29 protein-coding genes are annotated in these 26,252 nt (G+C 41.9%); 10 read left to right on the forward strand and 19 right to left on the reverse strand.

The window, feature by feature from the left end; genetic code table 11:
* Window positions 1-299: 299 nt before the first annotated feature.
* The 3 genes from EOD41_RS16270 (at window position 300) to EOD41_RS16280 (ending at window position 3,726) form a co-directional block, all read left to right on the forward strand.
* Window positions 300-1,031 (forward strand): GntR family transcriptional regulator, encoded by a 732-nt coding sequence (locus tag EOD41_RS16270; RefSeq protein WP_127706856.1) that lies wholly within the window; start codon window positions 300-302, stop codon window positions 1,029-1,031.
* 422 nt (window positions 1,032-1,453) lie between these two features.
* On the forward strand, window positions 1,454-2,962 hold the full coding sequence (locus tag EOD41_RS16275) for an ArnT family glycosyltransferase (RefSeq protein WP_164849954.1): 1,509 nt from the start codon (window positions 1,454-1,456) through the stop codon (window positions 2,960-2,962).
* 38 nt (window positions 2,963-3,000) lie between these two features.
* Window positions 3,001-3,726 (forward strand): glycosyltransferase family 2 protein, encoded by a 726-nt coding sequence (locus tag EOD41_RS16280; protein ID WP_127706860.1) that lies wholly within the window; start codon window positions 3,001-3,003, stop codon window positions 3,724-3,726.
* 1 nt (window position 3,727) lies between these two features.
* Here EOD41_RS16280 and EOD41_RS16285 read toward each other — a convergent pair whose 3' ends face one another.
* From EOD41_RS16285 to EOD41_RS16335, 11 genes are all read right to left on the reverse strand, one after another.
* On the reverse strand, window positions 3,728-4,537 hold the full coding sequence (locus EOD41_RS16285; RefSeq protein ID WP_127706862.1) for a glycosyltransferase family 2 protein: 810 nt from the start codon (window positions 4,535-4,537) through the stop codon (window positions 3,728-3,730).
* Window positions 4,537-5,286 carry a glycosyltransferase family 2 protein gene (locus EOD41_RS16290; RefSeq protein WP_127706864.1) on the reverse strand — a complete coding sequence of 250 codons (750 nt, stop codon included), beginning with the start codon at window positions 5,284-5,286 and terminating at the stop codon, window positions 4,537-4,539. The genes EOD41_RS16285 and EOD41_RS16290 overlap by 1 nt, the downstream gene beginning before the upstream one ends.
* Window positions 5,270-6,085: a DUF5672 family protein gene (locus EOD41_RS16295; protein WP_164849955.1), complete on the reverse strand. Its 816-nt coding sequence runs from the start codon at window positions 6,083-6,085 to the stop codon at window positions 5,270-5,272. The genes EOD41_RS16290 and EOD41_RS16295 overlap by 17 nt, the downstream gene beginning before the upstream one ends.
* The gene (locus tag EOD41_RS16300; protein ID WP_127706868.1) at window positions 6,085-6,954 is read right to left on the reverse strand and encodes a glycosyltransferase family 2 protein; all 870 of its coding nucleotides are present in this window, start codon (window positions 6,952-6,954) and stop codon (window positions 6,085-6,087) included. Before EOD41_RS16300 ends, EOD41_RS16295 begins: the two co-directional genes overlap by 1 nt.
* 11 nt (window positions 6,955-6,965) lie before the next feature.
* Entirely contained in the window at window positions 6,966-7,856 is an 891-nt protein-coding gene (locus tag EOD41_RS16305; protein ID WP_127706870.1) for a hypothetical protein, read from the reverse strand.
* A gap of 3 nt (window positions 7,857-7,859) precedes the next feature.
* A complete protein-coding gene (locus EOD41_RS16310) occupies window positions 7,860-9,281 on the reverse strand; it encodes an MBOAT family O-acyltransferase (RefSeq protein WP_127706872.1) in 1,422 nt (473 codons plus the stop codon).
* Between the two features lie 178 nt (window positions 9,282-9,459).
* Window positions 9,460-10,479 (reverse strand): asparaginase, encoded by a 1,020-nt coding sequence (locus tag EOD41_RS16315; protein ID WP_127706874.1) that lies wholly within the window; start codon window positions 10,477-10,479, stop codon window positions 9,460-9,462.
* A 40-nt stretch (window positions 10,480-10,519) separates the two neighbouring features.
* Window positions 10,520-11,287 carry a TatD family hydrolase gene (locus EOD41_RS16320; protein WP_127706876.1) on the reverse strand — a complete coding sequence of 256 codons (768 nt, stop codon included), beginning with the start codon at window positions 11,285-11,287 and terminating at the stop codon, window positions 10,520-10,522.
* Window positions 11,288-11,334: 47 nt separating this feature from the next.
* Entirely contained in the window at window positions 11,335-12,318 is a 984-nt protein-coding gene (locus tag EOD41_RS16325; RefSeq protein ID WP_127706878.1) for an FKBP-type peptidyl-prolyl cis-trans isomerase, read from the reverse strand.
* A 57-nt stretch (window positions 12,319-12,375) separates the two neighbouring features.
* Window positions 12,376-13,344 carry an FKBP-type peptidyl-prolyl cis-trans isomerase gene (locus EOD41_RS16330; protein ID WP_127706880.1) on the reverse strand — a complete coding sequence of 323 codons (969 nt, stop codon included), beginning with the start codon at window positions 13,342-13,344 and terminating at the stop codon, window positions 12,376-12,378.
* A 6-nt stretch (window positions 13,345-13,350) separates the two neighbouring features.
* The gene (locus EOD41_RS16335; protein WP_127706882.1) at window positions 13,351-14,361 is read right to left on the reverse strand and encodes a DHH family phosphoesterase; all 1,011 of its coding nucleotides are present in this window, start codon (window positions 14,359-14,361) and stop codon (window positions 13,351-13,353) included.
* Between the two features lie 191 nt (window positions 14,362-14,552).
* Between EOD41_RS16335 and EOD41_RS16340 the strand changes: the two genes are divergently transcribed.
* On the forward strand, window positions 14,553-14,972 hold the full coding sequence (locus EOD41_RS16340; RefSeq protein ID WP_127706884.1) for a nucleoside-diphosphate kinase: 420 nt from the start codon (window positions 14,553-14,555) through the stop codon (window positions 14,970-14,972).
* Between the two features lie 69 nt (window positions 14,973-15,041).
* On the opposite strand, the gene EOD41_RS16345 is transcribed toward EOD41_RS16340, so the two are convergent.
* Both EOD41_RS16345 and recF read right to left on the reverse strand, forming a co-directional pair.
* Entirely contained in the window at window positions 15,042-15,332 is a 291-nt protein-coding gene (locus EOD41_RS16345) for a DUF721 domain-containing protein (RefSeq protein ID WP_127706886.1), read from the reverse strand.
* Window positions 15,319-16,425, reverse strand: coding sequence for a DNA replication/repair protein RecF (gene recF, locus EOD41_RS16350; RefSeq protein ID WP_127706888.1), 1,107 nt, complete (start codon window positions 16,423-16,425; stop codon window positions 15,319-15,321). The genes EOD41_RS16345 and recF overlap by 14 nt, the downstream gene beginning before the upstream one ends.
* 141 nt (window positions 16,426-16,566) lie before the next feature.
* Between recF and EOD41_RS16355 the strand changes: the two genes are divergently transcribed.
* The 5 genes from EOD41_RS16355 (at window position 16,567) to EOD41_RS16375 (ending at window position 19,933) form a co-directional block, all read left to right on the forward strand.
* Complete coding sequence (locus tag EOD41_RS16355; RefSeq protein ID WP_127706890.1) at window positions 16,567-17,244, forward strand: tetratricopeptide repeat protein; 678 nt, start codon at window positions 16,567-16,569, stop codon at window positions 17,242-17,244.
* A gap of 123 nt (window positions 17,245-17,367) precedes the next feature.
* A complete protein-coding gene (gene ribH, locus EOD41_RS16360; protein WP_127706892.1) occupies window positions 17,368-17,865 on the forward strand; it encodes a 6,7-dimethyl-8-ribityllumazine synthase in 498 nt (165 codons plus the stop codon).
* Window positions 17,866-18,092: 227 nt separating this feature from the next.
* Window positions 18,093-18,425, forward strand: a complete 333-nt coding sequence (gene ytxJ / locus EOD41_RS16365) for a bacillithiol system redox-active protein YtxJ (protein WP_127706894.1) — start codon at window positions 18,093-18,095, stop codon at window positions 18,423-18,425.
* 119 nt (window positions 18,426-18,544) lie between these two features.
* Window positions 18,545-19,141, forward strand: coding sequence for a GDSL-type esterase/lipase family protein (locus EOD41_RS16370; protein WP_127706896.1), 597 nt, complete (start codon window positions 18,545-18,547; stop codon window positions 19,139-19,141).
* Window positions 19,142-19,207: 66 nt separating this feature from the next.
* Complete coding sequence (locus EOD41_RS16375; protein WP_164849956.1) at window positions 19,208-19,933, forward strand: esterase family protein; 726 nt, start codon at window positions 19,208-19,210, stop codon at window positions 19,931-19,933.
* A gap of 9 nt (window positions 19,934-19,942) precedes the next feature.
* On the opposite strand, the gene EOD41_RS16380 is transcribed toward EOD41_RS16375, so the two are convergent.
* The 4 genes from EOD41_RS16380 to EOD41_RS16395 form a co-directional block, all read right to left on the reverse strand.
* Window positions 19,943-20,527 carry a Crp/Fnr family transcriptional regulator gene (locus EOD41_RS16380; RefSeq protein WP_127706898.1) on the reverse strand — a complete coding sequence of 195 codons (585 nt, stop codon included), beginning with the start codon at window positions 20,525-20,527 and terminating at the stop codon, window positions 19,943-19,945.
* Between the two features lie 37 nt (window positions 20,528-20,564).
* Window positions 20,565-20,924 carry a cupin domain-containing protein gene (locus EOD41_RS16385; RefSeq protein WP_127706900.1) on the reverse strand — a complete coding sequence of 120 codons (360 nt, stop codon included), beginning with the start codon at window positions 20,922-20,924 and terminating at the stop codon, window positions 20,565-20,567.
* Between the two features lie 92 nt (window positions 20,925-21,016).
* Window positions 21,017-21,643, reverse strand: a complete 627-nt coding sequence (locus tag EOD41_RS16390) for an alpha/beta hydrolase (RefSeq protein ID WP_127706902.1) — start codon at window positions 21,641-21,643, stop codon at window positions 21,017-21,019.
* Window positions 21,644-21,645: 2 nt separating this feature from the next.
* Window positions 21,646-22,581 carry a ring-cleaving dioxygenase gene (locus tag EOD41_RS16395; protein WP_127706904.1) on the reverse strand — a complete coding sequence of 312 codons (936 nt, stop codon included), beginning with the start codon at window positions 22,579-22,581 and terminating at the stop codon, window positions 21,646-21,648.
* 157 nt (window positions 22,582-22,738) lie between these two features.
* On the opposite strand from EOD41_RS16395, the gene EOD41_RS16400 reads away from it, so the two are divergent.
* The gene (locus EOD41_RS16400; RefSeq protein WP_127706906.1) at window positions 22,739-23,959 is read left to right on the forward strand and encodes an MFS transporter; all 1,221 of its coding nucleotides are present in this window, start codon (window positions 22,739-22,741) and stop codon (window positions 23,957-23,959) included.
* On the opposite strand, the gene EOD41_RS16405 is transcribed toward EOD41_RS16400, so the two are convergent.
* Both EOD41_RS16405 and EOD41_RS16410 read right to left on the reverse strand, forming a co-directional pair.
* On the reverse strand, window positions 23,960-24,838 hold the full coding sequence (locus tag EOD41_RS16405) for a polyphosphate kinase 2 family protein (RefSeq protein ID WP_127706908.1): 879 nt from the start codon (window positions 24,836-24,838) through the stop codon (window positions 23,960-23,962).
* Window positions 24,839-24,880: 42 nt separating this feature from the next.
* The gene (locus EOD41_RS16410) at window positions 24,881-26,197 is read right to left on the reverse strand and encodes a gluconate:H+ symporter (RefSeq protein ID WP_127706910.1); all 1,317 of its coding nucleotides are present in this window, start codon (window positions 26,195-26,197) and stop codon (window positions 24,881-24,883) included.
* Window positions 26,198-26,252 lie beyond the last annotated feature (55 nt).

The raw sequence follows: 26,252 nt of genomic DNA on the forward strand, positions 1-26,252 counted from the left end.
GTGATAAACGGCAAGTCACTTTAAAAAGCACCGGTTTTGGCAACCCCATAAACAATTTAATTGGTTAATATATCCGCAAATGTAATCAAGACGTGGTAAACCCGCTTGCTTAACTGCTATGTTGTAATTATTTTACAAAACAATTTAGCAGCGCAATTATAAATTAAATTTTTCATATTATTGTATGTACATAATAACATGTATTTGTGTCTATACATATTTTATAGTATGTTTGCTCTACATGTTGCAATTATTTAATTTGCTGTTTATTTTAAACTCAACCAATATCAACCCAAACAATGCAATTCAAAATCGATCATAAAAGTCCGATTCCGCTACATATTCAAGCAGAAAACCTGCTGCGCGAACTTATTGACGACCCGCAGTACCAGGGCGGCAAGTTTTTGCCGAACGAGGTGAACCTGTCAAAGCAACTGGCTATTTCACGCACTACTTTACGCCAGGCGCTTAACAAGCTTGTTTACGAAGGTTTGCTTACCCGTAAAAAAGGCGTGGGCACTAAAGTAGCACAGCCCTCGGTTAGTTCAAAATCAATGAATTGGCTTAGCTTTTCGCAGGAAATGAAAGCAAGGGGTATTCCTATTAAAAATTTCGAGCTGCACCTAAGTTGGGTTTTTCCTGAGGAAAAGGTTGCTAATTTTTTCGAGATAAAAACTGATAAAAAGATATTAAAACTTGAACGCCTGCGCGGCCGCAACGAAGGTCCGTTTGTGTACTTTGTGTCCTATTTCCACCCGCGTGTTGGCCTTACCGGCGAAGAGGATTTCACCCGCCCGCTTTATGAGATACTGGAGAAAGAGCACATGGTGATCGCCCAGTTATCCAAAGAAGAAATAAGCGCGCGGGCTGCTGATAAGCTGATATCAGGTAAGCTTGATACCGAACTGGGTAGCCCTATATTGTTGCGTAAAAGGTTTGTTTACGATCAGGCCGACCGTCCAATCGAATACAACCTGGGTTACTACCGCGCCGACAGCTTTGTTTATACTGTAGAAAGTCGGCGCGAATAATACTATCAGCAGAAATGGCAATACTGATACTTCCTGTTTGCTTTGTCGTCATAACTTTAAATCTTGCTTTGTATTCGGATGCTATTATAAATAAGCGCGAGCTTTTATTAAAAGCAATATTGAGTTTCTGCTTCCTTGTGGTTTTATTTACTGAGGTACTAAGTTATTTAATTGCTCTAAACTTTAAGAGTATACTTATTTGCTGGAGTGCAGTATTAATAGCAGGCATCAGCAATTTGATTTGGCATAAAAAATATCTTAGCCGTCAGTGTACTACAATTTATGATGGCTTAAAATTCGAATTAAATAACATCTCTTTACCAATGAGATGGATAATGGGCTGTAGTGCGCTTTTAATAATAGCTATATTTTTCCAAGGAGTTATCTACCCCCCCAATAATTGGGATTCGATGACCTACCATATGGCAAGGATATCAAGTTGGATAAGCCATAACTCTGTTGAGAATTACCCTACGCATATTATTCGGCAACTATACCAGCCACCTTTTGCGGAGTTTTTAATACTACACATAAATCTTTTATCGGGCAGTGATTTTTTTTCCAATTCGGTACAGTTCTGGTTCATGCTTTTCACATTAGCAGCCATTACCACTGTAGCTAAATCTCTGGGACTGAATGCCAAATTTCAATATTTAACCGCCTTATTGGTTATTTCTTTACCTGAAGTTGTTTTACAGTCATCAAGTACCCAAAACGATCTGGTGATAACTTTTTTTGTTATCGCTGCGATGTATTTCGCCATAAAAGCGGTTACCTACCATAACTTACACTATTACCTTCCTTTTGGACTGGCTACAGGATTGGCAATGTTAACCAAAGGCACTGCTTACATATACCTCTTCCCTGTATTATTAATTGCAGCGTTGTATGTGTTATATAAAATTGTAAAATACAAAATCTATATACACCTGGTTTATGGCATAACTGCTCTGATTATTGCTGCTACAGTTAATATTCCACATTGGCAACGAAACTATACCTTAACCGGCAGTGTGCTGGGTGTTGACAAAAATGAAAGCAGGTTATATGCTAACGAACACATGTCAGGCATGTTATTGCTTTCAAATCTCATAAAAAATGGCGGACTGCATATTGGGATAAAGGGAGACAGCCATATATCAAACTTTACTGATACAATCATCCATAAACTGCATAGTGCCGTTAACATTAATGTTGACGACCCTGCACTTAACTATCTTAAAATAAAATACAGTACTCAAGCATCTGCTGCACATGAAGACAGTGCAAGGAATCCATTTCAATTCATACTTATTATTATTGCATTTATCGTGGTCACCTACCATGCTTTAAAAAATAGAAAGCATGCGGTAGCAGCAGTTTTGATGTTTACTATAATATTACAGGTACTACTTTTTTGCGCTTATCTCAAATGGCAGCCCTGGCATTCTCGACTGCATATTACTATGTTTGTTTTAGCGCTGCCTGTTATTTGCTATGCTGCTTCAATTAGTAATTTATTCAAAAAAACAGTCAAGATTATACTTCCAATAATATTGCTGTACGCAACGCTTATTGTTATAGATAACAACCTTCGCCCACTTAAACCTGCTTATTTGCGTCAGGACAGATATCAAAAGTACTTTGTAGCTAAACCCGATGCTTATTATGAATATTTAACCGTAAAAAAACAGATTGAACAATCGGATTTTAAAAACATCGGATTAATTATTGGTGCTGACGACTGGCAGTATCCGCTTTTTGCTGATTGCTATTCGCAAACTATCAACCCGGTGCACATTAATGTAAGTAATTACACAGTAAAAGCCGGCAAGCGCGGAAATATAGATTGTATTGTATCTACAACCATTAATAAACCTAAAATAACTTACAGAGGAAAGGATTTTTACAATCAAAATCCACAGAACAAGATCATAAGTATTTACAAGTAAAATATTTTTTATATATTTAGTTTTTCCCGATCCCCTAAATGTCATTTAACAAACTGTCGATCATTGTCCCGGCATATAACGAAGGCCGCACGATACACCTTATCCTTGATAAAATTAAAGAAGTTGACCTTGTTAATAATATCAACAAAGAAGTGATTATTGTAAACGATCATTCAACAGATGATACCGAAGCTGCTATTCACCGTTACATTGCCGCTAATCCGGAACTTGACATTAAGTACTATTTTCATGAAGTAAACAAAGGTAAGGGCGCCGCGTTGCATACCGGTATCAGCAAGGCTACAGGCGAATATCTTATTATCCAGGACGCCGACCTGGAGTATGATCCGCAAGAATATAACCACATTTTGAAACCGGTAGTTTCAGGCTTCGCGGATGTGGTTTATGGCTCACGCTTTATGGGCGGTCGGCCGCACCGTATATTGTTCTTCTGGCATACTATAGGTAATAAATTTTTAACCACCTTATCAAACGCATGCACCAATCTAAATCTTACAGACATGGAAACGTGTTACAAGCTATTTAATACCAAGATCATACAATCATTAACCTTGCGTGAAAAACGTTTTGGTTTTGAGCCTGAAGTAACCACTAAAATTTCGCGTGTGCCAAAAATCAGGATATATGAAGTTGGTATTTCTTACTACGGCCGTACCTATGAAGAAGGTAAAAAAATAGGCTGGAAAGACGGTTTCAGGGCGATATACTGTATTCTGAAATACGGCATGTTCGGCGCTCAGTAAATCAGCGTTTCTTATTAAAGTATTTGTGCCAGGCGTACTTCAGCATTGAGCGGAAAGGCTTTTGCTTGTCGCGTTCGTAGGCGTGCACTTCATCAGTTAGTGTTAAAAACACTTGTATAACCAAATCGGGATGCTTCCTGTAGATGTATTCGCATGCGGCTTTATAACGCGCCACACTATCGGCATTGGTTAAAGAGGCGTTGCGGACGCGGTAATCAAACAATATTTCGTCCACATAAAAAAACCTGAAACCGGCTTTGTAAGCGCTTATCCAAAGTTCCCAGTCTTCCTGCCCTTTACGCAGCACCTCGCCCTCATCAAAGCCACCGGTAGTTTCCCAAACTTGCCGGCGCACCATGGCACACATGTCGATATAATTACGCGCCATCAGTTTAGATAAATTCAGTTCGCCGGATTTAAATAACGGCTTCGATGAATCGCCGAAGAATTGGGCGTTGCCATAAACAATGTCAGCTTTTCCGGCATCCAGTATTTCTAAGCCTTTTTCTATAAATCGTGGCAGTATCTTATTATCACTATCCAAAAAAAGAAGGTATTTGCCTGATGAATTACGAATAGCCGTATTACGCGCCGCACCGGGACCTTTATTTTCTTGTCGTATAACTTTGATGCCCGATTGCTTTTCTAACGCCAATAAGGCTTCCAACGATTGCAGGTCAGTCGAGCCATCGTCAGTAATTATCACTTCGCACGTAATATCTGTACGGTTTAAAAAAGTCTGCACGCTGTTAACGGCGTCGTTAATATAATTGCCCGCGTTGTAAAAGGGTATAATTACAGATACATCCATTAAAACAGCTTCCTTTTAATTTTACGAAACAATTTATTGATATAATAATACGGCAAGTATAAACTGCTTTTATACTTAACAACCAGTTTTTTACGGTCGGCAAAGTTGGCCAGGTACTCGGGGTGCTGCTGCCACTGCCCGCTTACGCCACTTGTGTTAAATTTAGCAATAACCCTCGGTATATATTGTGAGAACACGCCCCAGGCAAAAATCTTCAAATTAAAATCCCAGTCGGCACATACCTTATACCGGGTATCGTAAAAATCAACATTAAAAACCGCGCGATGATAAAATATCGCCTGGTGGCAAATGCAGCGTTCTATTACCAAGTCCCAAAAGTTATAATTTATATAGCGTTCACGTTTGCCTTCGGTTGTAACCACATCCCCAAACACCACCTGCACATTGGGCAAACTATTTATTACGTCTACAATATCCTTCAGCACATTTTCATCATGCAATTCATCATCGCTGCCTAAAAAATACAGCCAGTTACCTTTTGCCTGCCATATACCTTTGTTCATGGCATCATAAATGCCATTATCTTTTTCGGACGTTACCTTAATAGAAGGATTTTTAAAGGACTGGATAATTTCCACCGTATCATCATCAGAAAGCCCATCTATCACCAATATCTCAAACACCGGAAACGTTTGCCTGAGCACACTCTGCAGGCAGCTACTTATAGTTGCAGCGCTGTTGTATGCCGGTATAATTATCGAAAAGCGTATGTCATAACCGGTATCCATAGCTCTCTATAAAAGGTTTCCAAAAAGGCAGGTCATAACGCCACCACGCATGGCAGCCCATAGGCAATTTACCCTCGTTTATGCGGTAAAGCACATCAGGATGCGTTTCAAAGCTAAAGCGGCAGGCATCTTCAACAGGCGCCATTTTAAAATTGTCTTTGGCCAGGTAATCATGTATCAGCTTATCTTCATATAAAAAACCGGCCCTTTGTATGGTAGCATTCTCGTTATTAAAAATGCTTTTCATTTTCGCCAATACGCGTAATACTTTAAATATTGGTTTCTTTAACTTCATAATGAAGCCCTGCTTTCGTATGGCTGAATGTTTTTTCTGATCGATGTAATAAACGTTTTTTAATCCGGCTTGTATAGCGGATATCTTTCGTAACGAAAACCCAGAATTACCAATGCCGGTTATTTCGGTGCCCGCTTCGTTAAGCCATGGCGCGCCAATGTAATCGTAACCTTTGTTGCACCAGTGATTTAAATCGTCGGTAAACACAAAGGCATCTAATTCATAAGTAAGCATGTACATATATTGGCTGAACAAGCTGTAAAAGTACTGACTAAGTTTCAGCTTGTTATAATTGAGCTTACTGGCAAACCATTCAGGGTTGATATATTTTATTTCAAATTCAGGTACTACCGCGTTATACGCAGTCATATCAAGTCCTTTAGGAGCTATCACATAAATAGGATGATTACCCAACACGCGAAAACACTGCCTGAACGACACCAGTTCATAATATTCCGGGTTCGGGCTGTGTACAGGTATAACTATGCAAACCTTGCCGGCCATTACCATGTTACCTTTTCACGAATATACCTCTTGATAAAGCTGTTTAAAACACCCTGCTTCTGTTTACCGGCTTGATTTGAAGCCTTTATCTGCCTTTGCCAAAAGCGTACGGTACGCAAAAATTCTTTCAAACTGAACTTTACTTTGGCAAGGTCAATGTTTTCAAGAACATGAATACCTTCAGTAAGCCAGTAATTGTTTTCCCGGGCTGTGCGCGACAGGTTATGGTGGTACCATCTGAAATAATTAAGCTTTTGGGCATTGAACGCCATATCAGCACGCTGCAATAATTTAACGTAAAATATCCAGTCGCCGCAGGCTTTATATTGTTTTATTCCGCTGATAATTTCTGCCGCTATATCCCGGCGTATAATGGCCGAGCTGACATTCTGAACAGTGCATTGTATGCTCATGTAACCGCTTATCTCATCGGTACCTTTGCGAAAAAACGATTGCCGGTGTATGGAAAGGTCCTCTCCGGCGTTGCCCTTATCATCAACCCAAACAGAACCGCAAAAAACAATACCCGCGCTTTTATACTGCCCTGCAAGGGTTATCAATGTCTCAAGAAAGTTGGGCCCGGCATAATCATCACTCTCGGCTATCCATATCCACTGTCCGGTGGCTTCGGCTATGCCCTTTTCCCATTGTGTAAATGGGCTGCCGCTGTTGGTTTCATTACACAATATCTTACTTACCTTTTCATTCCCCCGATAGGTTTCGATGATTTCCTTGCTGTTATCTGTTGAACAATCGTCAAGTATAATAACTTCAAAATTGGTATATGTTTGCGTAAGTATGCTGTCTATCCGCTGGCGCAGGTAGCGTGCATGATTATAATTAGGTATTATAACTGATACCTGTGGCATACTAAATAACGTTAATGCCCACGCGCGCTGTTTAACTCTTTAGAAAATACTCGTGCGTAACGTATGGCCGACGGCTTGTCAAGGTGCAGCTGATCGTGCAGTTGTGTATACTGGCTAACATCGGGTATTTCAAAATAATTGTACTTGCCAGGCGGGAAATATTTCTTAAATGCGTCCATAACCGCCTTGCTTTGTTTGCACTTAAATACGTCGGGATGAGTTGGCGTGGCGTAGAAATATATCCTGGTGCCTCGATCCTCCAACCATTTGAGTTCGTTTTTAAGCTGTGTAAAACTGCTTATTAATGCGGCGGTATCAACCATATTACGGCGGCGTTTCAGTTCACGATAGTGTGCTTCTTTATCAATGGTTGCCTTTGGGTTTGATTGAAATACACGAAGTACCGGGTTAAATATCCAGTCGCTGAAAAATTGCACCCTTGCAGCGCTGTGTCGCTCTACAAAGCCGGCCGCCTGCCCTACAGGCTGATAACAATCGCGCAGAAAAGGAAAATATTTTTTACTGTAAAAATGTATATCACCAAAAATGTAATCGTTAAAGTCGGTATTAACGGGTTTTAAAACTGCGTTTTCTTCAATAAAAATATATTTAGGAGCGATGTTATTTTCTTTGAGTGTGATAATGCCATTAACCACGCTCATTCCCGGATATACCAGCATATATACATCACCGGGCAATGTATTTGGCTCCATCATAGCGGTTAGCGAAGTGCCGATAATCACATCCTTTTTGTGCAGCGAATCTGTGTATGAATAATTTTGGGTACGTATGGTGTTATCCTGCCACTGGTGCTGAGATACAGGCACCGCGTTACCATAACTTACATAAGCGGCATACAGTAATAATAAAGCTATGGCGAATAATACTGATCGTTTTATCATAACTTAAAAATTAAAATATATAAACGGCGACGATTGCGCACCATTTACCACAATAAAGAACAACATTGGCCCGTAAACCAAATAATCGGCTTTGTTAAACACATAGTGTACAGGCCTTGTGTTTTTGTATTTATACAGCAAGTGCATTAATACAATTGGCGATGAGTACAGGCACAGGTAAGTGATCAGGCGGTAATCATCCTTATAATCGGTATTATTAAGGAATAATATAGCGTAATCAATTGCTCCTTGTAACGTAGGGAATCTAAACAACGCCATACATGGTACAATTACAAAAAAATATGATATTACCCAGCCCAGCACATTGCGCACTTTGGTGAAACCCCAACTTTTAGTACCTTTTTTTATCAGGTGCTCTATCACCAGCGCGCTGCCATGTATTGATCCCCATATAGCAAACGACCACTTTGAACCATGCCATAAACCTGCAAGTACCATGGTTAAAAAGATATTGATAAGCGATACTACCTTACCCCTTCGGCCTCCGCCAAGTAAATTGGTGTAAACATAATAACGCAAAAATGACGACAGTGTAATATGCCATCTGCGCCACAGTTCACTAAGCGACGATGATACAAACGGATAATCAAAGTTTTCTTCCAACTGGTAACCAAACAAACCGGCAAGGCCCAGGGCTATATATGAATAGCCGGCAAAATCGGCAAACAGCTGAAAGGTGAATCCTAATATCAGCACAAATAATGTTAACGACGACAGGTTATCCATTGCCGGGCTTTGCAGCCAGGCCGTAAAATATTGCAGGTTATTGGCCACTACCAGTTTTAAAAAGAACCCCAGCACCAGCTTGCGAAAGCAATACTGCCAGTTAATGTTTTTAATATGCTTGGTTTCTATCTGCGGAAAGAAATGGTTGGCACGAAGTATAGGCCCCGCTATAAGGTGTGGAAAAAATGAGATGAACAGGAAAACATTTTTTACATGGGTAAAAAAATTCTGTTTTACCGGTTTATATCCGGGGGAGTTGCGTGCCTTATAGGTATCAAATAAAAGGCTTATTCCTTCAAAAGTGTAAAACGATATCCCTATAGGTAACCCCATTATCATGAAGAAATTATATACTTCTGATGTTTCGTTAGTAAAGGTTGATACCAGCATTAGCCCGTACTTGAAGAACACCAGCACGAGCACATTAAGTGTTATACCGATAGTTACAAAGGTTTTTCGTGTTTTAAAACTGTTTGAATTGGTTATCAGCCAGCTAAACAGCACATTCATCGATGCCGAAAAAAGCAGCAGTATTAAAAACGTAGTGCTGTTGAAGTAGTAAAACAGCAGGCTTGCTGCAATAAGTATTTGTGTTTGATACTTTTTTAAAGGCTTTATATAAAATAGCGCGAATACTACCAGTAAGAAGTATACAAATTTGGCGTCGGTAAAAAGCATGCCTTAGTATCGGTTTATCAAAAGTTTAATAATATAATTGGTTATGTACAGCTTGCTAAGTGCCTGCTGTATTATTATGCACCTAATATATTATTAAATATTTTAACCGTAAAATGCTTGCTAAAAAGATTTTGCATTTTGAGACACAAGCATCAAATATCACACGAAATATTACCCGTTATGATATGGTAAGCTCGCCCCGAAGATCGGTTTCCAGCAGTTCTTTTACTACTTTCGGATCGCTATGTTGACCAAGCAGATACATGGTTTTGGTAACTGCCGCTTCAAAGGTCATATCATAACCATTGGCTATGCCGATATCCTTTAGCTGCTTGCTGGTTTCGTAACGGCCAAGTTCAACTGTACCAACCTTACACTGCGAAATGTCGAGTATCACCTTACCGCTGTCGACAGCGTTTTTAAGCAGATCGATAAACCAGGCGTCGGTTGTTGTATTACCGGCGCCGAAAGTTTCCATTATAATACCCCTTACGTCGGATGCCAGGACAGTTTCAACTACTTTCGGACTGATACCCGGATAAAGTTTCAGTACCGCTACATCGCTTTCAAGTTCATTATGAATGGTTAATTGGCCATCGCCTGGTTGGCGTATATCATTTACGCTGAAACGCAGGTGCACACCCGACTCGGCCAGTATGGGGTAGTTTGGCGAGCGGAACGCCTCGAATTTTGATGAGTTGTATTTGAATGCCCTGTTCCCTCTGAAAAGCTTATAATCGAAATATATACATACTTCCGGCACACGGGCTTTATCATTTTTTTTGGCTTTGGCTATCTCAATAGCCGTCATCAGGTTTTCCTTCGCATCAGTACGTACCGCGCTTATGGGCAACTGAGAGCCTGTAAAGATTACCGGCTTATCCAGATTTTCGAGCATAAAGCTAAGCGCCGACGCGGTGTAGGCCATAGTATCCGAACCATGCAGAATTACAAAACCGTCAACACTGTCGTAGTTTACCTGAACTAAGCGTGCCAGTTCGCTCCAAATTGCCGGGCTCATGTTTGATGAATCAATAATGGTATCAAACGAGTGCACCTTTATTTTACAATTAAGGCGTTCAAGTTCGGGCACGTTATCCATTATCTGCTCAAAATTAATTGGGCGAAGCACTTTGGTAGTCGGGTCACTCATCATACCTATTGTCCCCCCGGTATAGATGATCAGTATCTGGCTCATTAAATATTATTCTGGTTTATCAATCAGTTTGTTATTATCCTTATACACCAAAAATCTTTTCAGAGTTACGCGTTGTTACAGCTGCAACGGTTTCCATATCGGTATCGTGTATCTCAGCTACTTTTTGGGCTACGTAAACTAAATAAGAACTTTCGTTTGGCTTACCACGGAACGGGGTGGGTGTAAGGTACGGAGAATCTGTTTCTAAAACGATGTTTTGCAAATCAATTTTCTCAATTGCCTTATCAAGCCCCGAATTTTTGTAAGTAACCACACCTCCTATTCCGAGATAAAATCCTAAGGCTATCACTTTCTCTGCTTGTTCGGTATTCCCGGTAAAGCAATGGAAAATGCCGCGCAGTTTCTCATCCTGCTCTTCTTCCAATACTTTGAACACCTCGTCAAATGCGTTGCGGCAGTGTATCACTATAGGCAAATCAAGCTGCTTTGCCCAGGCAATTTGCTGTTTAAAGGCTTTAATTTGTTCGGCTAAAGTAGTTTTATCCCAATACAGGTCGATGCCAATTTCGCCAACGGCATAAATTTTACGCTGCGGCTCAAACGCCATAATTTGTTCAAGCTGTGCTTCCCAGCCTTCTTTTACATCACAAGGATGCAGGCCAAGCATTGGGTAACACATATCCGGATAAGCATCGGTAAGCGCGAATACCTGCGGCACCGAATCAATATCCACGTTTGGCAAAAACAGCCTTTTTACATTGTTGTTGATACATCGCTGTATCAGCTGCGCACGCTTAATCTCATTTTTTTCGTAATATAAATGCGTGTGCGTATCGGTTAAAACCATGCTGCAAAAATAAAAAAGCCCTCTGATTTATGTCAGAAGGCTTTTCGCTAATTTTTCTTTTTACTTACAGGTGTTTTTTTAGCTGCAGGTTTGCTAACTGATGGCCTTTTCTTCAACGGACGTTTCATTACCGGTCCCGGCGCGGCTGCTTTCGCCCGCTTTATCTTTACCAGTTCTACATCAAACACCAGTGTGCTGTATGGCTTTATGGCCTGGCCTGCGCCGCGGTCGCCATAACCCAGTTGCGAAGGAATGATCAGTTTTGCCTTAGCACCTTCGCCAAGCAATAACAAACCTTCTTCCCAACCCTTTATCACACCGTTTTGGCCAAGTATCACTTCAATGGGTTTATACTCACGGCCCGGCTGGCTAAGGCCAGCTTTTTGAGCTTCAGACTCAATGCTCGAATCAAATACTTTATCATCAAGCGTCCGACCAACATAATTTACCAGTACAGTATCACCCGCTTTAGGTTTGGCTTTCGCCGACGGCGCGGTTATAATATATTTTAATCCTGATGCTGTTGTAACCGGCTTAAGTTTATTGGTTATGATGTATTCGCCTGCTTCGGCAGCCTCTGCGGCTTTTAGTTTTTCAAGCTCGGCATTACGCTCGGCCATAAAGGTTGCCATCGACTGTACTTTTTCCATTTTTATCAAAGTGACTATCTGCGAACCTTTGGTTATAAACGGCGGACGCTCGCTTTCACGTCCTTTAAATATCGAATCAGTAGGTATTTTCACCATCGCACTGTCACCGGCAGACATCTGGACAAAAACATCCATTAGGTCCATCACATTTTGTGAAGGCTTTATGCGCAACTGGATAGGCCTGCCCATTTGGTAACTGCTAAACAATACCGAATCTTTTTCGGTACGTTGTATAATATTAAAGCTAATAATATCGTCGATTTTCGCCTTGTCGCCGGGTGCATCGGTTATCAAAGCAAAGCTTGTCCCGTTTATTTGTTGCTGTGCTTTGGAAGCAAATACCGTTGCCAGCAGCGCCGCAGCTAAAATGTATTTTTTCATAGAATAAAAAAGCCTTCCTGATATAACATCAGAAAGGCTTGAAATATTGTTAAACGATTATTTTGTAGCCGGCAGTTGGAGTTTTGGAGCAGCTGGCTTTGGCGCGTTCGGGTTTGGTTTAATGATGTTCACCAGTTCAACTTCAAATACAAGCGGCATAAATGGCGGAATCACATTTTGAGCGCCTTGTTCGCCGTAAGCCAGGTTTGATGGGATAACAAATGTAGCTTTTGAACCTTTGTTAAGCAATTGCAAACCTTCATCCCATCCCGGTATAACTTTATGTTCGCCAACGGCTATACGTATAGGGGCAAATTGACGCATCGGTTCATTCATTTTAGCTTTTACAGCTTCTTCTTTGATATTGGTATCAAATACTTTACCTGTGCTTGCCAGTTTACCAACATAATTCACCTCGGCAGTATCCCCAACAGCAACATTAGGGCCGCTGCCTTTTTTGCTGATAACATAGTTAAGGCCCGAAGCTGTTTTGTTTACTTTCAAATCATTGTCAGCGATATATTTTGACATAATAGCTGGCTCACGTTTTTTTGAAGCTTCACCTAAACCTTTAAAGTAATCAGAGATACGGCCCTGGAAAACCTGTTCGCTCAGTTTACCTTTCTGAATTACTTTTTCAACTTTAATGTTGTAAATAATGTATTTGCCTTTAAGGCCCGGAGGTTTTGGCTGGCCTTTTTTGAACATCGAGTCGGTATTGATTTTGATGGTAGCGCTATCCCCTTCGCTAAGTAATGCTAAACCGCTGTAGATATCACCTTTGCTTTGTGGTTTTTGCATCAAAGATGGCATAGGGCGGCCAGAATCATAAGTTGAACCGAGTACCGAATCGGCATCGTTTTTTGCTATGAGGTTAACACTTATAAAATCGCCTTCTTTAACGGTTGGTCCTTCTTTATCAGTATGGATCTCATAAAGCAGGCCACCCGGTGCCTCTTTAAGTCCACCATTGCAACTTGCCAGCCCAATTGCAGCAAGCGCTAAAAACATCAGATTTTTTTTCATTCTTCTTTATTGTATTAATAACTTTTTATAGTCAGGTAAAATTGATTTAAATTTTTCTATAACGGCTTGAAGCGGCTCATCGCTGCGGCCGCCTGCAGCATTGCGGTGACCGCCACCTGCAAAATATTTTTTACAAATTTCGTTAGCCGGAAACTCTCCTTTTGAACGTAAAGACAATTTTACTTCATCAGTGCGTTCAACAATAAAAGCTGCAAGGCGCACATTGCTTATTGATAGAGCATAATTTACTATACCTTCAGTATCTCCGGTTTCAACTTCGTACTGTTCCAATTCAGCTTTTGTAACGCTTACAATAGCCGTATTGTATTCGTTAAGCACCTCAAGCTTATTCACTAGGCAATTTCCTAAAAAGCGCAAACGGTTTTCACTCGAACTGTTGTAAACAAGTTCATTTATCCTCCAGTTAACTGCACCGGCATTTATTAATTCAGCCGCTATTATGTGAACTTCTGCCGTGGTTTTTGGCAGCTTAAATGATGCCGAGTCTGTTAAAATACCGGTGTATAAACAAGTCGCCACATCTTTATTTATCAGAGCCTTATTATTAAGGGCATCAGCAATAAACATATAAACTAACTGCGCTGTTGCACAGGCATTTATATCCCAGTAACGAAAATCGTCAAAATCCTCGGGCTCCAGGTGATGATCTATCATTAGCTTGGCGGCGCTGCTGGCACGTACCGAGGCCTCCATGGCGTTGATGCGTGAAAGCGCGTTAAAGTCCAGACAGAATATCATTTCCGCCTCAGCTATAAAAGTATCAGCAAGCTGTGTATTTTCAGTATATATCAGAACTTCCTCGTTGCCGGGCATCCAGTTTAAAAAGTCGGCATAGTCTGAAGGGGTAATAACTTTAGCATGGTGGCCCTGCTGTATCAGGTAATTATATAATCCCAGCGACGACCCCATAGCGTCCCCATCGGGCTTATGATGGGTAGTTATCACAATTTTGCGGGGCTGCTCAAGCAAACGGGCAACCGAGGCTATATCCAACATCCTGACTTTTTAAAGGATTGCAAAGCTAAAATAAATTTCCAACGCATTGATATACTTAACAAAACATTTTTTAAGGGCCAGATTAACGGGATGTTAACAGCTATGTAATGCAGATAAACGTAATTTGTATAAAAATTTAAAACACAGCCTTTAAAAGCATATTTTTGCGGAAAATTTTGATAACAAGATAAATGGAAACCAACAAAACTTTTACCATGATAAAGCCCGACGCGGTAGCTAACGGCCACATTGGTGCAATATTGGATAAAATAATTGAAGGCGGCTTTAAAATTGTCGCTTTAAAATATACAGCTTTAACAGCTGAAAAAGCAGGCGAGTTTTATGCTGTGCACAAAGAACGTCCTTTTTACAGCGGCTTGGTTAACTTCATGTCATCAGGCCCGATAGTAGCTGCTATATTAGAGAAAGAAAATGCTGTGGAAGATTTCCGCAAGCTTATCGGCGCTACCGATCCGACCAAAGCCGAAGCAGGCACTATCCGCCAGCTTTTCGCAAAATCAATTGAAGCAAACGCCGTTCACGGTTCAGACAGCGACGAGAACGCCGCTATTGAAGGCAACTTCTTCTTCTCAGCTTTCGAGCGTTTTTAAGCCGTATCTACAAAGCATAAAAAATCCCGTATCTGTTTCAGTACGGGATTTTTATATTTATAACTTATACTAAATAAATACCATCTCCTCTATCAGTTTCGAGCCCACTTCTTCGTTTATTTTATCGATGATCTGGCTGCGTACCAGCACCAGTTCATTCCTGATTACCGACGACTCGATGCGTACGAACAGTTTCTTATCGCTGATGTAGATCTCTTTGGTCCGATTGGCTACCGGCTTGCCTACAAAATGCGCCCAGTTGGAGATAACACCCGTCTCATCGTACTTGCGTTTTATTTTATACACCTGCATCATCTGCTCAATGGCTTCCTTAATCGATTTGTCGTTAGTTTTGCGCATCGGCCTCTCCTTCCTTTATATAAAACAGCTTTACATCAACAGCAATATCTTTAAATATATTTTCAACCCTGGCCATGCTGGTATCAGTAATAAACACCTGGCCAAAATCGTGGTTCGATACCATTTGCATCAGCTTGATAACGCGGCTATCATCAAGCTTGTCAAAAATATCATCAAGCAGCAGCAGCGGCTTAAATTTTTTTTGTTGATAAAGGTAGCTATACTGCGCCAGTTTAAGAGCAATTAAAAACGACTTTTGCTGTCCCTGCGAACCAAACTTTTTCATGGGCATGCCATGGATTGAAAAATGCAGATCGTCTTTATGTATGCCCGCCGTAGTGCGCTCCAGCACCCGGTCTTTCTCAACCGTTTTTTTTAGCAATGCAGCGAAATCTTCGTTTAACAATTGCGATTCGTACACAAGGCTCACCTGTTCGGCATTGCCGCTTATAAACTCGTAATGCTTGTTAAATACCTCAACAAAGCTTTCCATAAATGCCCGGCGCTTTTCAAATATCCTGCTGCCCGAGGCTGCCAATTGCTCGTCAAATACTTCCAGCAATGTGGGGTCGTAGCGGCCGGTATCGGCAATGCGCTTTAATAACGCATTGCGGTTTATCAGTGCTTTATTATAGTTGATCAGTTCGTCAAGGTAATGATTATCAGTTTGCGATATCACGTTATCAATAAACTTGCGGCGCTCCTCGCTTCCTTCAATTATTATACTGATGTCATACGGTGATATCATTACCAGCGGCAGCAGGCCAATATGATCGGCAAGGCGGGTATAATCCTTTTTATTCCGTTTAAATTGCTTCTTCTGGTTACGCTTTACCGAGCAGGCAATATTTTCCTGACGGCCATCGCGCTCAAACGTGCCTGTGATAATGAAAAAATCAGTTCCCTGCTTTATTTGCTGACTATCGGCCGGGTTAAAATAACTTTTGCACAGGGCAAGGTAATGTATAGCATCAAGCAGGTTAGTTTTGCCCGCGCCGTTATTACCTGCAAAGGCATTTACTCCCTCGCTAAGCGTAAGCTCTGCCTGAGTATAGTTTTTAAAATTGATTAACGATAGTTGCTGAAGGTACATAAAACAGCCTCAAATTTAACATTATCTGCGCATGCTTCCTTAACATAATCAGCCTAAAAAACGCGGCGTAATTATTTGAAGGAAAGGTGTTGATAAAAACTTTGAAAACTGTATTTTTGCAAACTTAATTTTAGAATAGAAATGTCGACAACCCAGGCGAATACCAAAATTGTGAACGAAGATAAACCGGCAAAGCAGACAGGCAATTTTGTACGCGAAAACAGGAAAAGTTTATTGGTTATAGCAGGCGTAATAGTGCTGCTTGCTGCCATTTACCTGATATATTTAAAGGCATACCTTGGTCCGCGTGAAGTTGAGGCTGCCGACCAAATGCACGTAGCGCAGGATTTTTGGGCTAAAAAAGACTGGGATAAAGCTATAAAAGGCGATGCAGGCTACCCTGGTTTCGAAAAGATCATCAGCGAGTACAGCAATACCAAGGCTGCTAACCTGGCTTACTTTTATGTGGGTGTAGCTTATCTTAACAAAGGCGAGTACCGCAAAGCTATTGATAACCTTACCAGCTACCGCGGCGATGATTATATTGTAGCTGCCGAAGCATTAGGCGCTGCCGGTGATGCTTACGTTGAGCTTAAGGACTATGACAATGCCGAAACCTATTTCAAAAAAGCGGCCGATAAAGCGTCAAACGCATTCCTTAGCCCGATGTTTCTGAAAAAATTAGGTTTGGTTTACGAAGAGAAAAAAGACAACAAAGCCGCTGCAGATACTTATAAGAAAATCAAAACTGATTATCCTGAAAGTGCAGAAGCACAAAATATTGACGAATACATAGCACGCGTTGAAGCGCAGCTATAATATAATACGTTGAGAAGTTTTAAAGTTGAAATGTTGCGAGGTTAGCCTTGCAACATTTTTAGTTTAAACCCAACTTTACAACCTTAAAACATTAAAACTTAACAACTTTACAACAAAAAGTCCATGGCAACCCAACTCAAAAATTTATCCGACTTTTCGGCAACTGAAATCCCATCGGCATCACCATACAAATTTGCCATTGCGGTAGCCGAGTGGAACGCCGAAATAACCGGTGCTTTATACGAAGGAGCCTATCAAAGCCTGATAAGCAACGGCGCGCTGGCCGATAACATATACAGCTATAATGTACCCGGAAGTTTCGAACTGACATCGGCCGCTGATTTGCTGCTAAAGAACAATCCGGAGCTTGACGCTGTGATTTGCCTTGGCTGCGTTATACAGGGCGAAACCAAACATTTCGATTTTATTTGCGATGCCGTTGCAAACGGATTAAGTAATGTTGCTGTAAAGTATTCAAAACCTGTTATATTTGGTGTATTAACAACCAATAACCAGCAACAGGCTGTTGACCGCGCAGGCGGGAAACATGGCAACAAAGGCGACGAAGCTGCCATAACAGCTATTAAAATGGCTAAACTGGCTGAAACATTGAAAGGCTAACAGCGTTTAATTTGTATCACATGAAAAAGATAGCTTACATTCTATTAGTAACACTTGCCCTTGGCACCATGGCATCGTGCTCAAACAGATTATGCCCTGCATACGATTCGTATCCAAAAGGCCGCCGCTAACAGCACAGTGTCATTTTTGCTTTTGAGGCAAACCATTGCGGATATTTAGCTGTATTTTAGTTTGATAATATTTTAATTCAAACTTTAAGGATACGTATGGAATGGATACCGCTTGAAACGGCCGCGCAACTGGAAGAGATAAAACAGCACCCGGGGTACAGCATTATTTTTAAGCATAGCACCCGCTGCTCTATCAGCATGATGGCAAAGAGGAGATTTGAGTTGGACGGTGATAACTTGCCCGCGGAAATGCCGGTATATTTTTTAGACCTGATACGTTACCGTGATATTTCAAATAAAATAGCCGAAGATTTTAAGGTGTATCATGAGTCGCCGCAATTGCTGCTGATTAAACATGGCGAATGCATACTCGATCAGTCGCACGGGCAAATATCCGTTGATGAAGCGCTGACGATGGTAGTCGCTTAAATAAATTTAAGATTAATACAAAAGGCAGCCTCGAGCTGCCTTTTGTATGCTATAAGATATCCTGTTAATTTAATCGCTTGTAAATCCAGGCAGTATTTACCAATAGTTACATTTACAATATGTTTTGGTACGAAGACGAGGTAAAGCAGCTTGAAATAAAAAGCAAGCAAGTTGCCGATATAACAAAAACGATATTTTACGGTAGCTCAACCATACGGTTATGGAGTAGTTTGCTAACCGATCTACCCCAATTGCAGGCCGTTAACCTTGGCTTTGGTGGCTCAACTCTTGCCGCGTGTGTATGGTTTTTTAACAGGGTAATGCAAGGTTACAAACCTGAACGATTAATTGTTTACGCCGGAGACAATGACTTAGGCGATGGAAGAAATCCAGAAGAGTTATTTATCTTTTTTCAGCAGCTTACGGTAGTAGTAAAAGAGCGGTTTGGTGACATTCCGTGTTACTTTATTTCGTTAAAGCCAAGCCCCAGCCGGTGGAATATTGCCGACAAATTTGTTTATGCAAACAGTTTAATTAAGGCCGAAATAGTTACCCGGTTGCCAAACTGGAAATTCATCAACCTATATACGACTATGCTTAACCCCGATGGGAAGCCAAAAAAAGAATTGTTTATGGATGATGGGCTGCACCTGAGTAAAAAAGGCTACGAACTATGGGCGAACGTTATAACAGAAAGCGTAAATAGTAATTTTTAATAAAACGTTTATCGCCAGTTAATCTGATTAAAGGATATTTCAGGCGAAGATAGCTATGCCGATGAGATGAACAGAGAATACCACAAATGGTATAGTGAGCGGTTGCACCGTGATATGGAGCTGCTGGTTTTTGGCCATAGCGGCAAAGCCATACTGTTTTTTCCTACCCGTATGGCCCGGTTTTATGACTATGAAAACTGGGGTATAGTCGACGCTATATACGATAGGATCAACAACGGCGAGCTGCAGCTATTTTGCGTTGACAGCATTGACAATGAAAGCCTTTATAACACACACATCCACCCGGCCGACCGTATCTGCAGGCATATACAATACGAGCAATACATTTTAAACGAAGTACTCCCGCTAATGCAGCAAAGAAGCGGTGGAGATATTGAAGTTGCCGGCTGTAGTATGGGCGCTTACCATGCCGCCAATATCGGATTAAAGCATCCGCATATTTTCAAGCGTGTGGTTTGTATGAGCGGACGGTATGATCTGACCAACACTATCCAGACCTTCAGGGATCTTTTTGACGGTTATCGTAACGAGGATATTTACTTCAATATGCCCGGGCAATACATAGCAAACTTATCAGACCCGGCGTTGATAAGTTCAATCGCTGCTATGGATATTGTGATAGCCATTGGCGAAACCGACCCTTTTATTGATGACAACCGCTACTTTAGTCAGTTGTTATGGAACAAAGGCATTCCTAACCAATTTTACGTATGGAGTGGTTTTGCGCACAGGCCAAAATACTGGCGGCATATGGTAACGTTGTATTTGTAAGGCTGAAAATTATGCCTTTCTTACCATCCTTGCCTGCATCCTACTAAAAAACTCTGGCGTTACGCCGATATAAGAAGCAATATCTTTTTTAGACATGCTGTTAACGAGTGATGGATATCGTTTGCAAAAATTATTAAAGCGTTCTTCGGCAGGAAGGCTGAGGTTATCCATCAGTCGTTGCTGGTACGCAACCAGTGAGTTTTCGGTAATGATACGAAAGAAACGCTCGAACTTTGGAATGTCATGATAAAGTTGCTCCTGATTGGTTTTTGACAGTAACAGTACTTCTGTTTCTTCGTTGGCTTCGATATTTAAAGTACCTGGTTTCTGGCTTAGCAGACTGTACATATCGGCTATCCACCAGCCTGGCGGCGCGAAGTTCAACACATGCGCGTCGCCGTTCTGATCTACCGTATAACCTTTAAGGCACCCTTTTATAGTAAAAGCCGAGTTTTTACAAATATCGCCATCCTCAAGCAGAAAGTCTTTACGCCGCAAATGGCGCGTGTAAAGCAGCGAGGTAAAGTGCGCGCTTTCAACAGGTGTTAGCTGAATATATTTTGAAATGCTTTGCAGAATAAGTTCGAACGACATACGGTTAAATTGCCACAATGTAGCAATTTAACTATAACTAATCGAACGTCACAAATATCGATCGCCGCTCAGTAGGCTTCAGGTTGCGCGTACGGTGGCCTTTGCCTTCTGTATCTTCCACTTGTAAAACTTCGCCTGCGCCAAAAGTTCTTTTGCCGCCTGTGGATGTTTCAATTTCTAACTCACCATCCAGCAGAATAATGAACTGCTTTTGCGGCGCGTTGTGAAAGTCGTAATTATACGTTGGCAATACTGTGCGGAAGAACAAGCCGGTGACATTTACTTTCTCAGACAATGCGCCAATGGTACCGTTTGGATGCAGCGGGTATTCGATATCTTCAAAACGGCTATCGCTATTGGCATCGGTATAAATTCTTGTTACTTTAAAGATTTCCATACATTTTGTTTAGACAAATTTGTCATGCTGAGCGACAGCGAAGCATCTATAGGTAACAGATTTCTCCCTACGCTCGAAATGACAAGAACAAGTTATACCGAAAACACCAATTGATTAGCCAGCTCTATTTCTTCTTGCAAAATGGTATGCGGCCTGCCCGGGTAAACCTTAACTGTTACTTCGGCATTCAGTTTTTTCAGTATCTCAACGGTTTCGTTAACCCTGGTTAACGGCACATGCGGATCCGGGTCGCCGGTACCGATAAATACTGGTGTACCTGCAAAATCACCCTGGTAACGAGACATGATAAGCTGTTTACCAATCAATCCACCTGTAAAAGCTGCCGCGCCGCCAAAGCGCTGGGCATTACGGGCAATATATTCAAGCGTTAAACATGCGCCCTGTGAAAATCCTGTGAAATATATCCTGCGTGCTGGAATGCCATCGGCTTCTATTTTTTTAACCAGGTCGTCAATCACTTCCAATGCCGAATCAAGCGCCGGCTGGTTCTGGCTTTCTTCGGCCATAAAGCTATACGGGTACCAGCTTTGGTTGCCGGCCTGCGGCGCGTAAATAGCCATATCCGCTACATTAAGCCCGTCAGCCAAACTGATAATATTTTGAGCCGTGCCGCCACGACCGTGCAGCATAACCAGCGCTCCCCTTGCATTTTCAGGGGAAGCGCCGGCGGTAATATATTGTTTTGTGTGCTGATACATTGTTAAACAAGTTTTGGTAAAGTGGTTTCAAGGCTTGCGCGATACTCTTCGTACTGTGCAGGCAATTTTAAATGGCTGCCCAGTTCGGCAACTGGCTCATCAACCGAAAAGCCCGGATTATCAGTAGCTATTTCGAACAACACGCCACCCGGCTCACGGAAATACAGTGAGTAGAAATAGTTACGGTCAATCTTTTCGGTAATATGCAAGCCCAGCGCGGCAATTTTGTCGCGGTACTGCATTAACACTTCATCATTTTTTACCCTGAAAGCTACATGGTGTACCGATCCGCCTGCAACATGTCCTGCAATTTCGCCGGGTACTTCTACCAGGTCAACAAGGTTAGCGTTGTCAACCGCATCGGTTACAAAACGGTAACGGTTTACATGCTGCTCAAGCAAACGGTAACCAAACACATTAGTTAAAATATCCGCAGTAGGCTGCATTTTATTTGTGGTGATAGTAACCGTATGAAAGCCTTTGGTCGCATTTTCGGCCTTTACCTCATCAGTTTCCCATGGCAAGCGGTTGTCTGCTGTTTTTGATTCAATCAGCTCGAGTTTCAAACCGTCAGGGTCAAGAAAAGTCAGGTATCGCTCACCAAATTTTTCGGCAGGTTTGTTATAGATCACATTACGTTTTTCAAACCTGTCCTGCCAAAAGCCCAAACTACCTTCAGGTACCGAATAACCGATCTCGGTTGCCTGCCGGCTGCCCCTACGGCCGCTCTGTATATTCCCCCAGGGAAAGAAAGTCAAGATTGTTCCGGGTGTACCTACCTCGTCGCCATAATATAAGTGGTAAGTTTCAGGGTCGTCAAAGTTCACCGTTTTTTTAACCAGGCGAAGGCCTAAAGTTTTTGTGTAAAAATCAAAATTACGTTGGGCGTTCCCTGCTATTGCAGTGATGTGGTGTATGCCGTTAATTGTGTTTTCCATTGTCGTATTCTTTTAAAGTGTGATAGTTCGTTTTGTTATTTGATATAACAAAGGTAAGGCGCTTATTCACCGGCACACTTGATGTAGGATAAGAAATGCAGCAACCTAAACTTTACTATAAAAACTGTAATATTGCTGTGTTACTTAACCTTACAACATGAACAAACCATCGGGCTCGCTGTTCCAGCTGGCCGTTATTTTAAGCGCTTTGGGATTTTTTGTTGATATATACGACCTGCTGCTGTTCACCATTGTACGCAAGGCAAGTCTTGCCGATTTGGGCCTTAATGCAGCTCGAATACTTACACAAGGCGAACTGCTTATAAGTACACAAATGATAGGCATGTTGCTTGGCGGCATATTGTTCGGCATACTTGGCGATAAGAAAGGACGGCTGAAAGTGTTATTTGCTTCGATACTATTGTATTCAATAGCTAATATACTTAACGGTATGGTTACTACCGTAAATCAATATATCATATTGCGTTTTATAGCGGGCGTAGGTTTAGCAGGCGAACTGGGCGCAGGTGTAACACTGGTAAGTGAGCTTTTGCCTAAAGAAAAGCGTGGCACCGCGGCAGGACTTATTGCAGGTTTTGGACTGATGGGCGCAGTAACAGCTTTCTTTGTACACGAGCAGGTAAGCTGGCGTGGTTGCTATTATATCGGCGGCGCTTTAGGTATCATATTATTATTGCTGCGTTTCCAGATCAAAGAAAGCAGCTTGTTTAATAATATGCACAGTTCAAATGTATCAAAAGGGAATTTCCTGATGTTTTTTACCAATCGCAGGCGTTTTGTACGTTACATGCAGATCATCCTGATTGGCATACCCGTGTGGTATATCATTGGTGTGCTGATCACCTTTTCCGACAAGTTTGGGGAAGAATTGGGTATAACCGGTGTTGACCCGGCACGAGCGGTAATGTTTTTGTATCTGGCTATTGCCGTAGGCGATGTAAGCGTAGGCTGGCTGAGTGAAAAGTTGCGCAGCCGCAAAAAGGTTTTCTTTATTTTTTACGGGATAACCATCCTGTTTACCATATTTTTCTTTTTGCAGCCCTACAAAAGCACTACCTTATTTTACTGGATTTGTGTCGGCCTTGGTTTCGGCTCGGGCTTTAATGTGATATACCTAACCATGGGCGTTGAGCAATTTGGCACTAACCTGCGCGCTTCGGCAGGTATAAGCGTGCCAAACATGGTACGTGGCTCGGTGCCGCTTATTATATTGTTGTTTAAATCGCTGCGCGATTGTTTTAGCAGTTACCTCACAGGCGGATGGATAACCGGGCTGATACTTTTTAGCATAGGTGTTGTAGCCGCCGTATTTTTAGAAGAGACCCATGGTAAAGAATTGGACTTTGTAGAAGAATGATCACTCCTTTTCTAATATCGCCTTCGCTTCATCCAGCTTTTGCCGTTCTTCTTCAGGCAGCGTAGGGTAATCCAGTTTCATCTTTTTCATGGTCTCTAAAATTATTGTGGACACGGCTATGCGGGTAAACCATTTTTTATCTGCTGGGATAATATACCAGGGGCAATCTTCAGAAGCAGTTTCTTTAATGGCCTCTTTATAAGCCTGCATATAATCGTCCCAACGCTGCCGTTCCTCTATATCACCAAATGCAAACTTCCAGTTTTTTTCAGGGGTATCTATCCTGGCTAAGAAACGCTTTTTTTGTTCTTCTTTAGAGAGGTGCAGGAAGAATTTAATAATCACCGTTCCGTTTGCGGTTAAATGCTCTTCAAAATTGCGAATGCTTTTATAACGATGCTCCCAAAACTTAGGCTTGATGTCATCTACCTTATCAATTCCCGGGATGTTCTCTTTTAATACCAGTTGTGGATGTACTTTAGTGATCAGCACATTCTCGTAGTGTGAGCGGTTATGTATGCCAATGCGGCCACGCTCAGGCAGAGCCCTGTAATGTCGCCACAAAAAATCATGATCAAGCTCTTCACTGCCGGGTTGTTTGAAGCTGTACACCTGGCAGCCCTGCGGGTTAAGTCCGGACATGGTATGTGCGATAGCGCTATCCTTTCCAGCACCATCCATTGCCTGAAAAATAATTAAGAGTGAATGCCTGTTAGAAGCGTAAAGCGCGGTTTGCAAATCAGCAATTTCTTCAATAAGGTCTCTCAGTACTTCATCTGCATTTTCTTTTTTATAACCGGCGGTTTCGTCAGTAGCATAATCATCCAGCGAAAACTTATCTGTGTTGCTTACTTTAAACAGCTCATCAATATCTTTCATACCTATACAAAGTATAAAAGCTGCTATAAAGTTTTGTTCATATTACGGCAACACCGCATTAAGCAGCAACACCCCCGCCAGTCCCGCGGTTGATACTATTGCCTCCATAACCGACCACGACTTTAGCGTATCTTTAATATTGAGGTTAAAATATTCTTTATACAGCCAGAAACCGCTGTCGTTAACGTGCGAAAACATGAGGCTGCCGGCACCGATACTTAGTACCATCAGGTTAGGGTTAACATGCGTCTGAACAAGCAAGGGGGCAATAATACCGGCAGCAGTCAACCCGGCTACTGTGGCCGAACCTACGCAAGCGCGCAAAACAGCGGCTATCAGCCAACCCAATACCAGTGGCGGCAAGTCGACATTCTTGAGCATAGCAGCTATTTCAACGCTTGCGCCGCTATCGGTAAGTACCTGCTTAAGCGCCCCCGATCCGCCCATTATCAATACCACCATTACAATGTCTTTTACGGCATCGGTATAAGTAGCCATAACTTGTCGCATGTTTCGTCCGCGGTTTATACCTAAAGTAAAAGTGGCAAACGCCAGTGCTATAAGCATAACCGCCGAGGGCTGGCCTATTAACGCCACTATTTTCCCAACCGATGAGGTGGTATCAAACAGATAAGGATACAAAGACGATGCAGCAAGCAGTAATACCGGCAGCAAAGCGGTGAAAAAACTTGTAGCAACACCGGGCGCATCAATTACATCCGCATCTTTTGACACGAACGTATCCAGCGGCTGCGATTTGATACCTTTTAAAGTTGAAGAAAAGACCGGCCCTGCAAGTATTATAGCTGGAATGGCTACGATGATGCCATAAATAAGCGTAAGCCCCATGTCGGCATTAAACTGTAAAACCAAAGCCGAAGGTGAAGGATGTGGTGGCAGGTAGCCATGTGTAACTGACAATGCAGCAAGCAAAGGTATTCCAATGGCAACTGTCGGCAACTTATAACGATAGGCTATTGACAATACCAGCGGCACCATCAACACAAAGCCAACACCATAATAAAGCGGTATACCGATAACAAAACCGGTAAGTACCATGGCCCATTTAATGTATTTTATGCCAAAGATACGCATCATCGTTCCGGCTATTTGTGATGCGGCGCCGCTTTCGGCAATGAGCTTACCCAGCATAGCACCGGCAAAAACGATAATTACAAGCGAGCCAAGCGTATCACCCAATCCCTTCTCAACAGATTGCACTACCTTTTCAGCCGGGATGCCTAACATCAATCCTGCTGCAATGGAGATAACCAGAAAGCATAAAAAAGCATTTACCCTTGCTGCCGAAATAAGCAGGATAAGCGCCGCAATAGATAAGGTAACAATAAGTAATGTCATTCAGATTGGTTATAGAGCCGCAAGCAGCGCTTTTAAGTATCAGGCTTATACCGGA

This window comes from Mucilaginibacter limnophilus (genome assembly GCF_004005815.1).
In the GTDB taxonomy this organism is placed as follows: Bacteria; Bacteroidota; Bacteroidia; order Sphingobacteriales; family Sphingobacteriaceae; genus Mucilaginibacter; species Mucilaginibacter limnophilus.

Coding starts and splice junctions, on each gene's coding strand:
- EOD41_RS16270 (WP_127706856.1), top strand. CDS start 300: ATGCAATTCAAAATCGATCATAAAAGTCCGATTCCGCTACATATTCAA.
- EOD41_RS16275 (WP_164849954.1), top strand. CDS start 1,454: ATGGCAAGGATATCAAGTTGGATAAGCCATAACTCTGTTGAGAATTAC.
- EOD41_RS16280 (WP_127706860.1), top strand. CDS start 3,001: ATGTCATTTAACAAACTGTCGATCATTGTCCCGGCATATAACGAAGGC.
- EOD41_RS16285 (WP_127706862.1), bottom strand. CDS start 4,537: ATGGATGTATCTGTAATTATACCCTTTTACAACGCGGGCAATTATATT.
- EOD41_RS16290 (WP_127706864.1), bottom strand. CDS start 5,286: ATGGATACCGGTTATGACATACGCTTTTCGATAATTATACCGGCATAC.
- EOD41_RS16295 (WP_164849955.1), bottom strand. CDS start 6,085: ATGGCCGGCAAGGTTTGCATAGTTATACCTGTACACAGCCCGAACCCG.
- EOD41_RS16300 (WP_127706868.1), bottom strand. CDS start 6,954: ATGCCACAGGTATCAGTTATAATACCTAATTATAATCATGCACGCTAC.
- EOD41_RS16305 (WP_127706870.1), bottom strand. CDS start 7,856: ATGATAAAACGATCAGTATTATTCGCCATAGCTTTATTATTACTGTAT.
- EOD41_RS16310 (WP_127706872.1), bottom strand. CDS start 9,281: ATGCTTTTTACCGACGCCAAATTTGTATACTTCTTACTGGTAGTATTC.
- EOD41_RS16315 (WP_127706874.1), bottom strand. CDS start 10,479: ATGAGCCAGATACTGATCATCTATACCGGGGGGACAATAGGTATGATG.
- EOD41_RS16320 (WP_127706876.1), bottom strand. CDS start 11,287: ATGGTTTTAACCGATACGCACACGCATTTATATTACGAAAAAAATGAG.
- EOD41_RS16325 (WP_127706878.1), bottom strand. CDS start 12,318: ATGAAAAAATACATTTTAGCTGCGGCGCTGCTGGCAACGGTATTTGCT.
- EOD41_RS16330 (WP_127706880.1), bottom strand. CDS start 13,344: ATGAAAAAAAATCTGATGTTTTTAGCGCTTGCTGCAATTGGGCTGGCA.
- EOD41_RS16335 (WP_127706882.1), bottom strand. CDS start 14,361: ATGTTGGATATAGCCTCGGTTGCCCGTTTGCTTGAGCAGCCCCGCAAA.
- EOD41_RS16340 (WP_127706884.1), top strand. CDS start 14,553: ATGGAAACCAACAAAACTTTTACCATGATAAAGCCCGACGCGGTAGCT.
- EOD41_RS16345 (WP_127706886.1), bottom strand. CDS start 15,332: ATGCGCAAAACTAACGACAAATCGATTAAGGAAGCCATTGAGCAGATG.
- recF (WP_127706888.1), bottom strand. CDS start 16,425: ATGTACCTTCAGCAACTATCGTTAATCAATTTTAAAAACTATACTCAG.
- EOD41_RS16355 (WP_127706890.1), top strand. CDS start 16,567: ATGTCGACAACCCAGGCGAATACCAAAATTGTGAACGAAGATAAACCG.
- ribH (WP_127706892.1), top strand. CDS start 17,368: ATGGCAACCCAACTCAAAAATTTATCCGACTTTTCGGCAACTGAAATC.
- ytxJ (WP_127706894.1), top strand. CDS start 18,093: ATGGAATGGATACCGCTTGAAACGGCCGCGCAACTGGAAGAGATAAAA.
- EOD41_RS16370 (WP_127706896.1), top strand. CDS start 18,545: ATGTTTTGGTACGAAGACGAGGTAAAGCAGCTTGAAATAAAAAGCAAG.
- EOD41_RS16375 (WP_164849956.1), top strand. CDS start 19,208: ATGAACAGAGAATACCACAAATGGTATAGTGAGCGGTTGCACCGTGAT.
- EOD41_RS16380 (WP_127706898.1), bottom strand. CDS start 20,527: ATGTCGTTCGAACTTATTCTGCAAAGCATTTCAAAATATATTCAGCTA.
- EOD41_RS16385 (WP_127706900.1), bottom strand. CDS start 20,924: ATGGAAATCTTTAAAGTAACAAGAATTTATACCGATGCCAATAGCGAT.
- EOD41_RS16390 (WP_127706902.1), bottom strand. CDS start 21,643: ATGTATCAGCACACAAAACAATATATTACCGCCGGCGCTTCCCCTGAA.
- EOD41_RS16395 (WP_127706904.1), bottom strand. CDS start 22,581: ATGGAAAACACAATTAACGGCATACACCACATCACTGCAATAGCAGGG.
- EOD41_RS16400 (WP_127706906.1), top strand. CDS start 22,739: ATGAACAAACCATCGGGCTCGCTGTTCCAGCTGGCCGTTATTTTAAGC.
- EOD41_RS16405 (WP_127706908.1), bottom strand. CDS start 24,838: ATGAAAGATATTGATGAGCTGTTTAAAGTAAGCAACACAGATAAGTTT.
- EOD41_RS16410 (WP_127706910.1), bottom strand. CDS start 26,197: ATGACATTACTTATTGTTACCTTATCTATTGCGGCGCTTATCCTGCTT.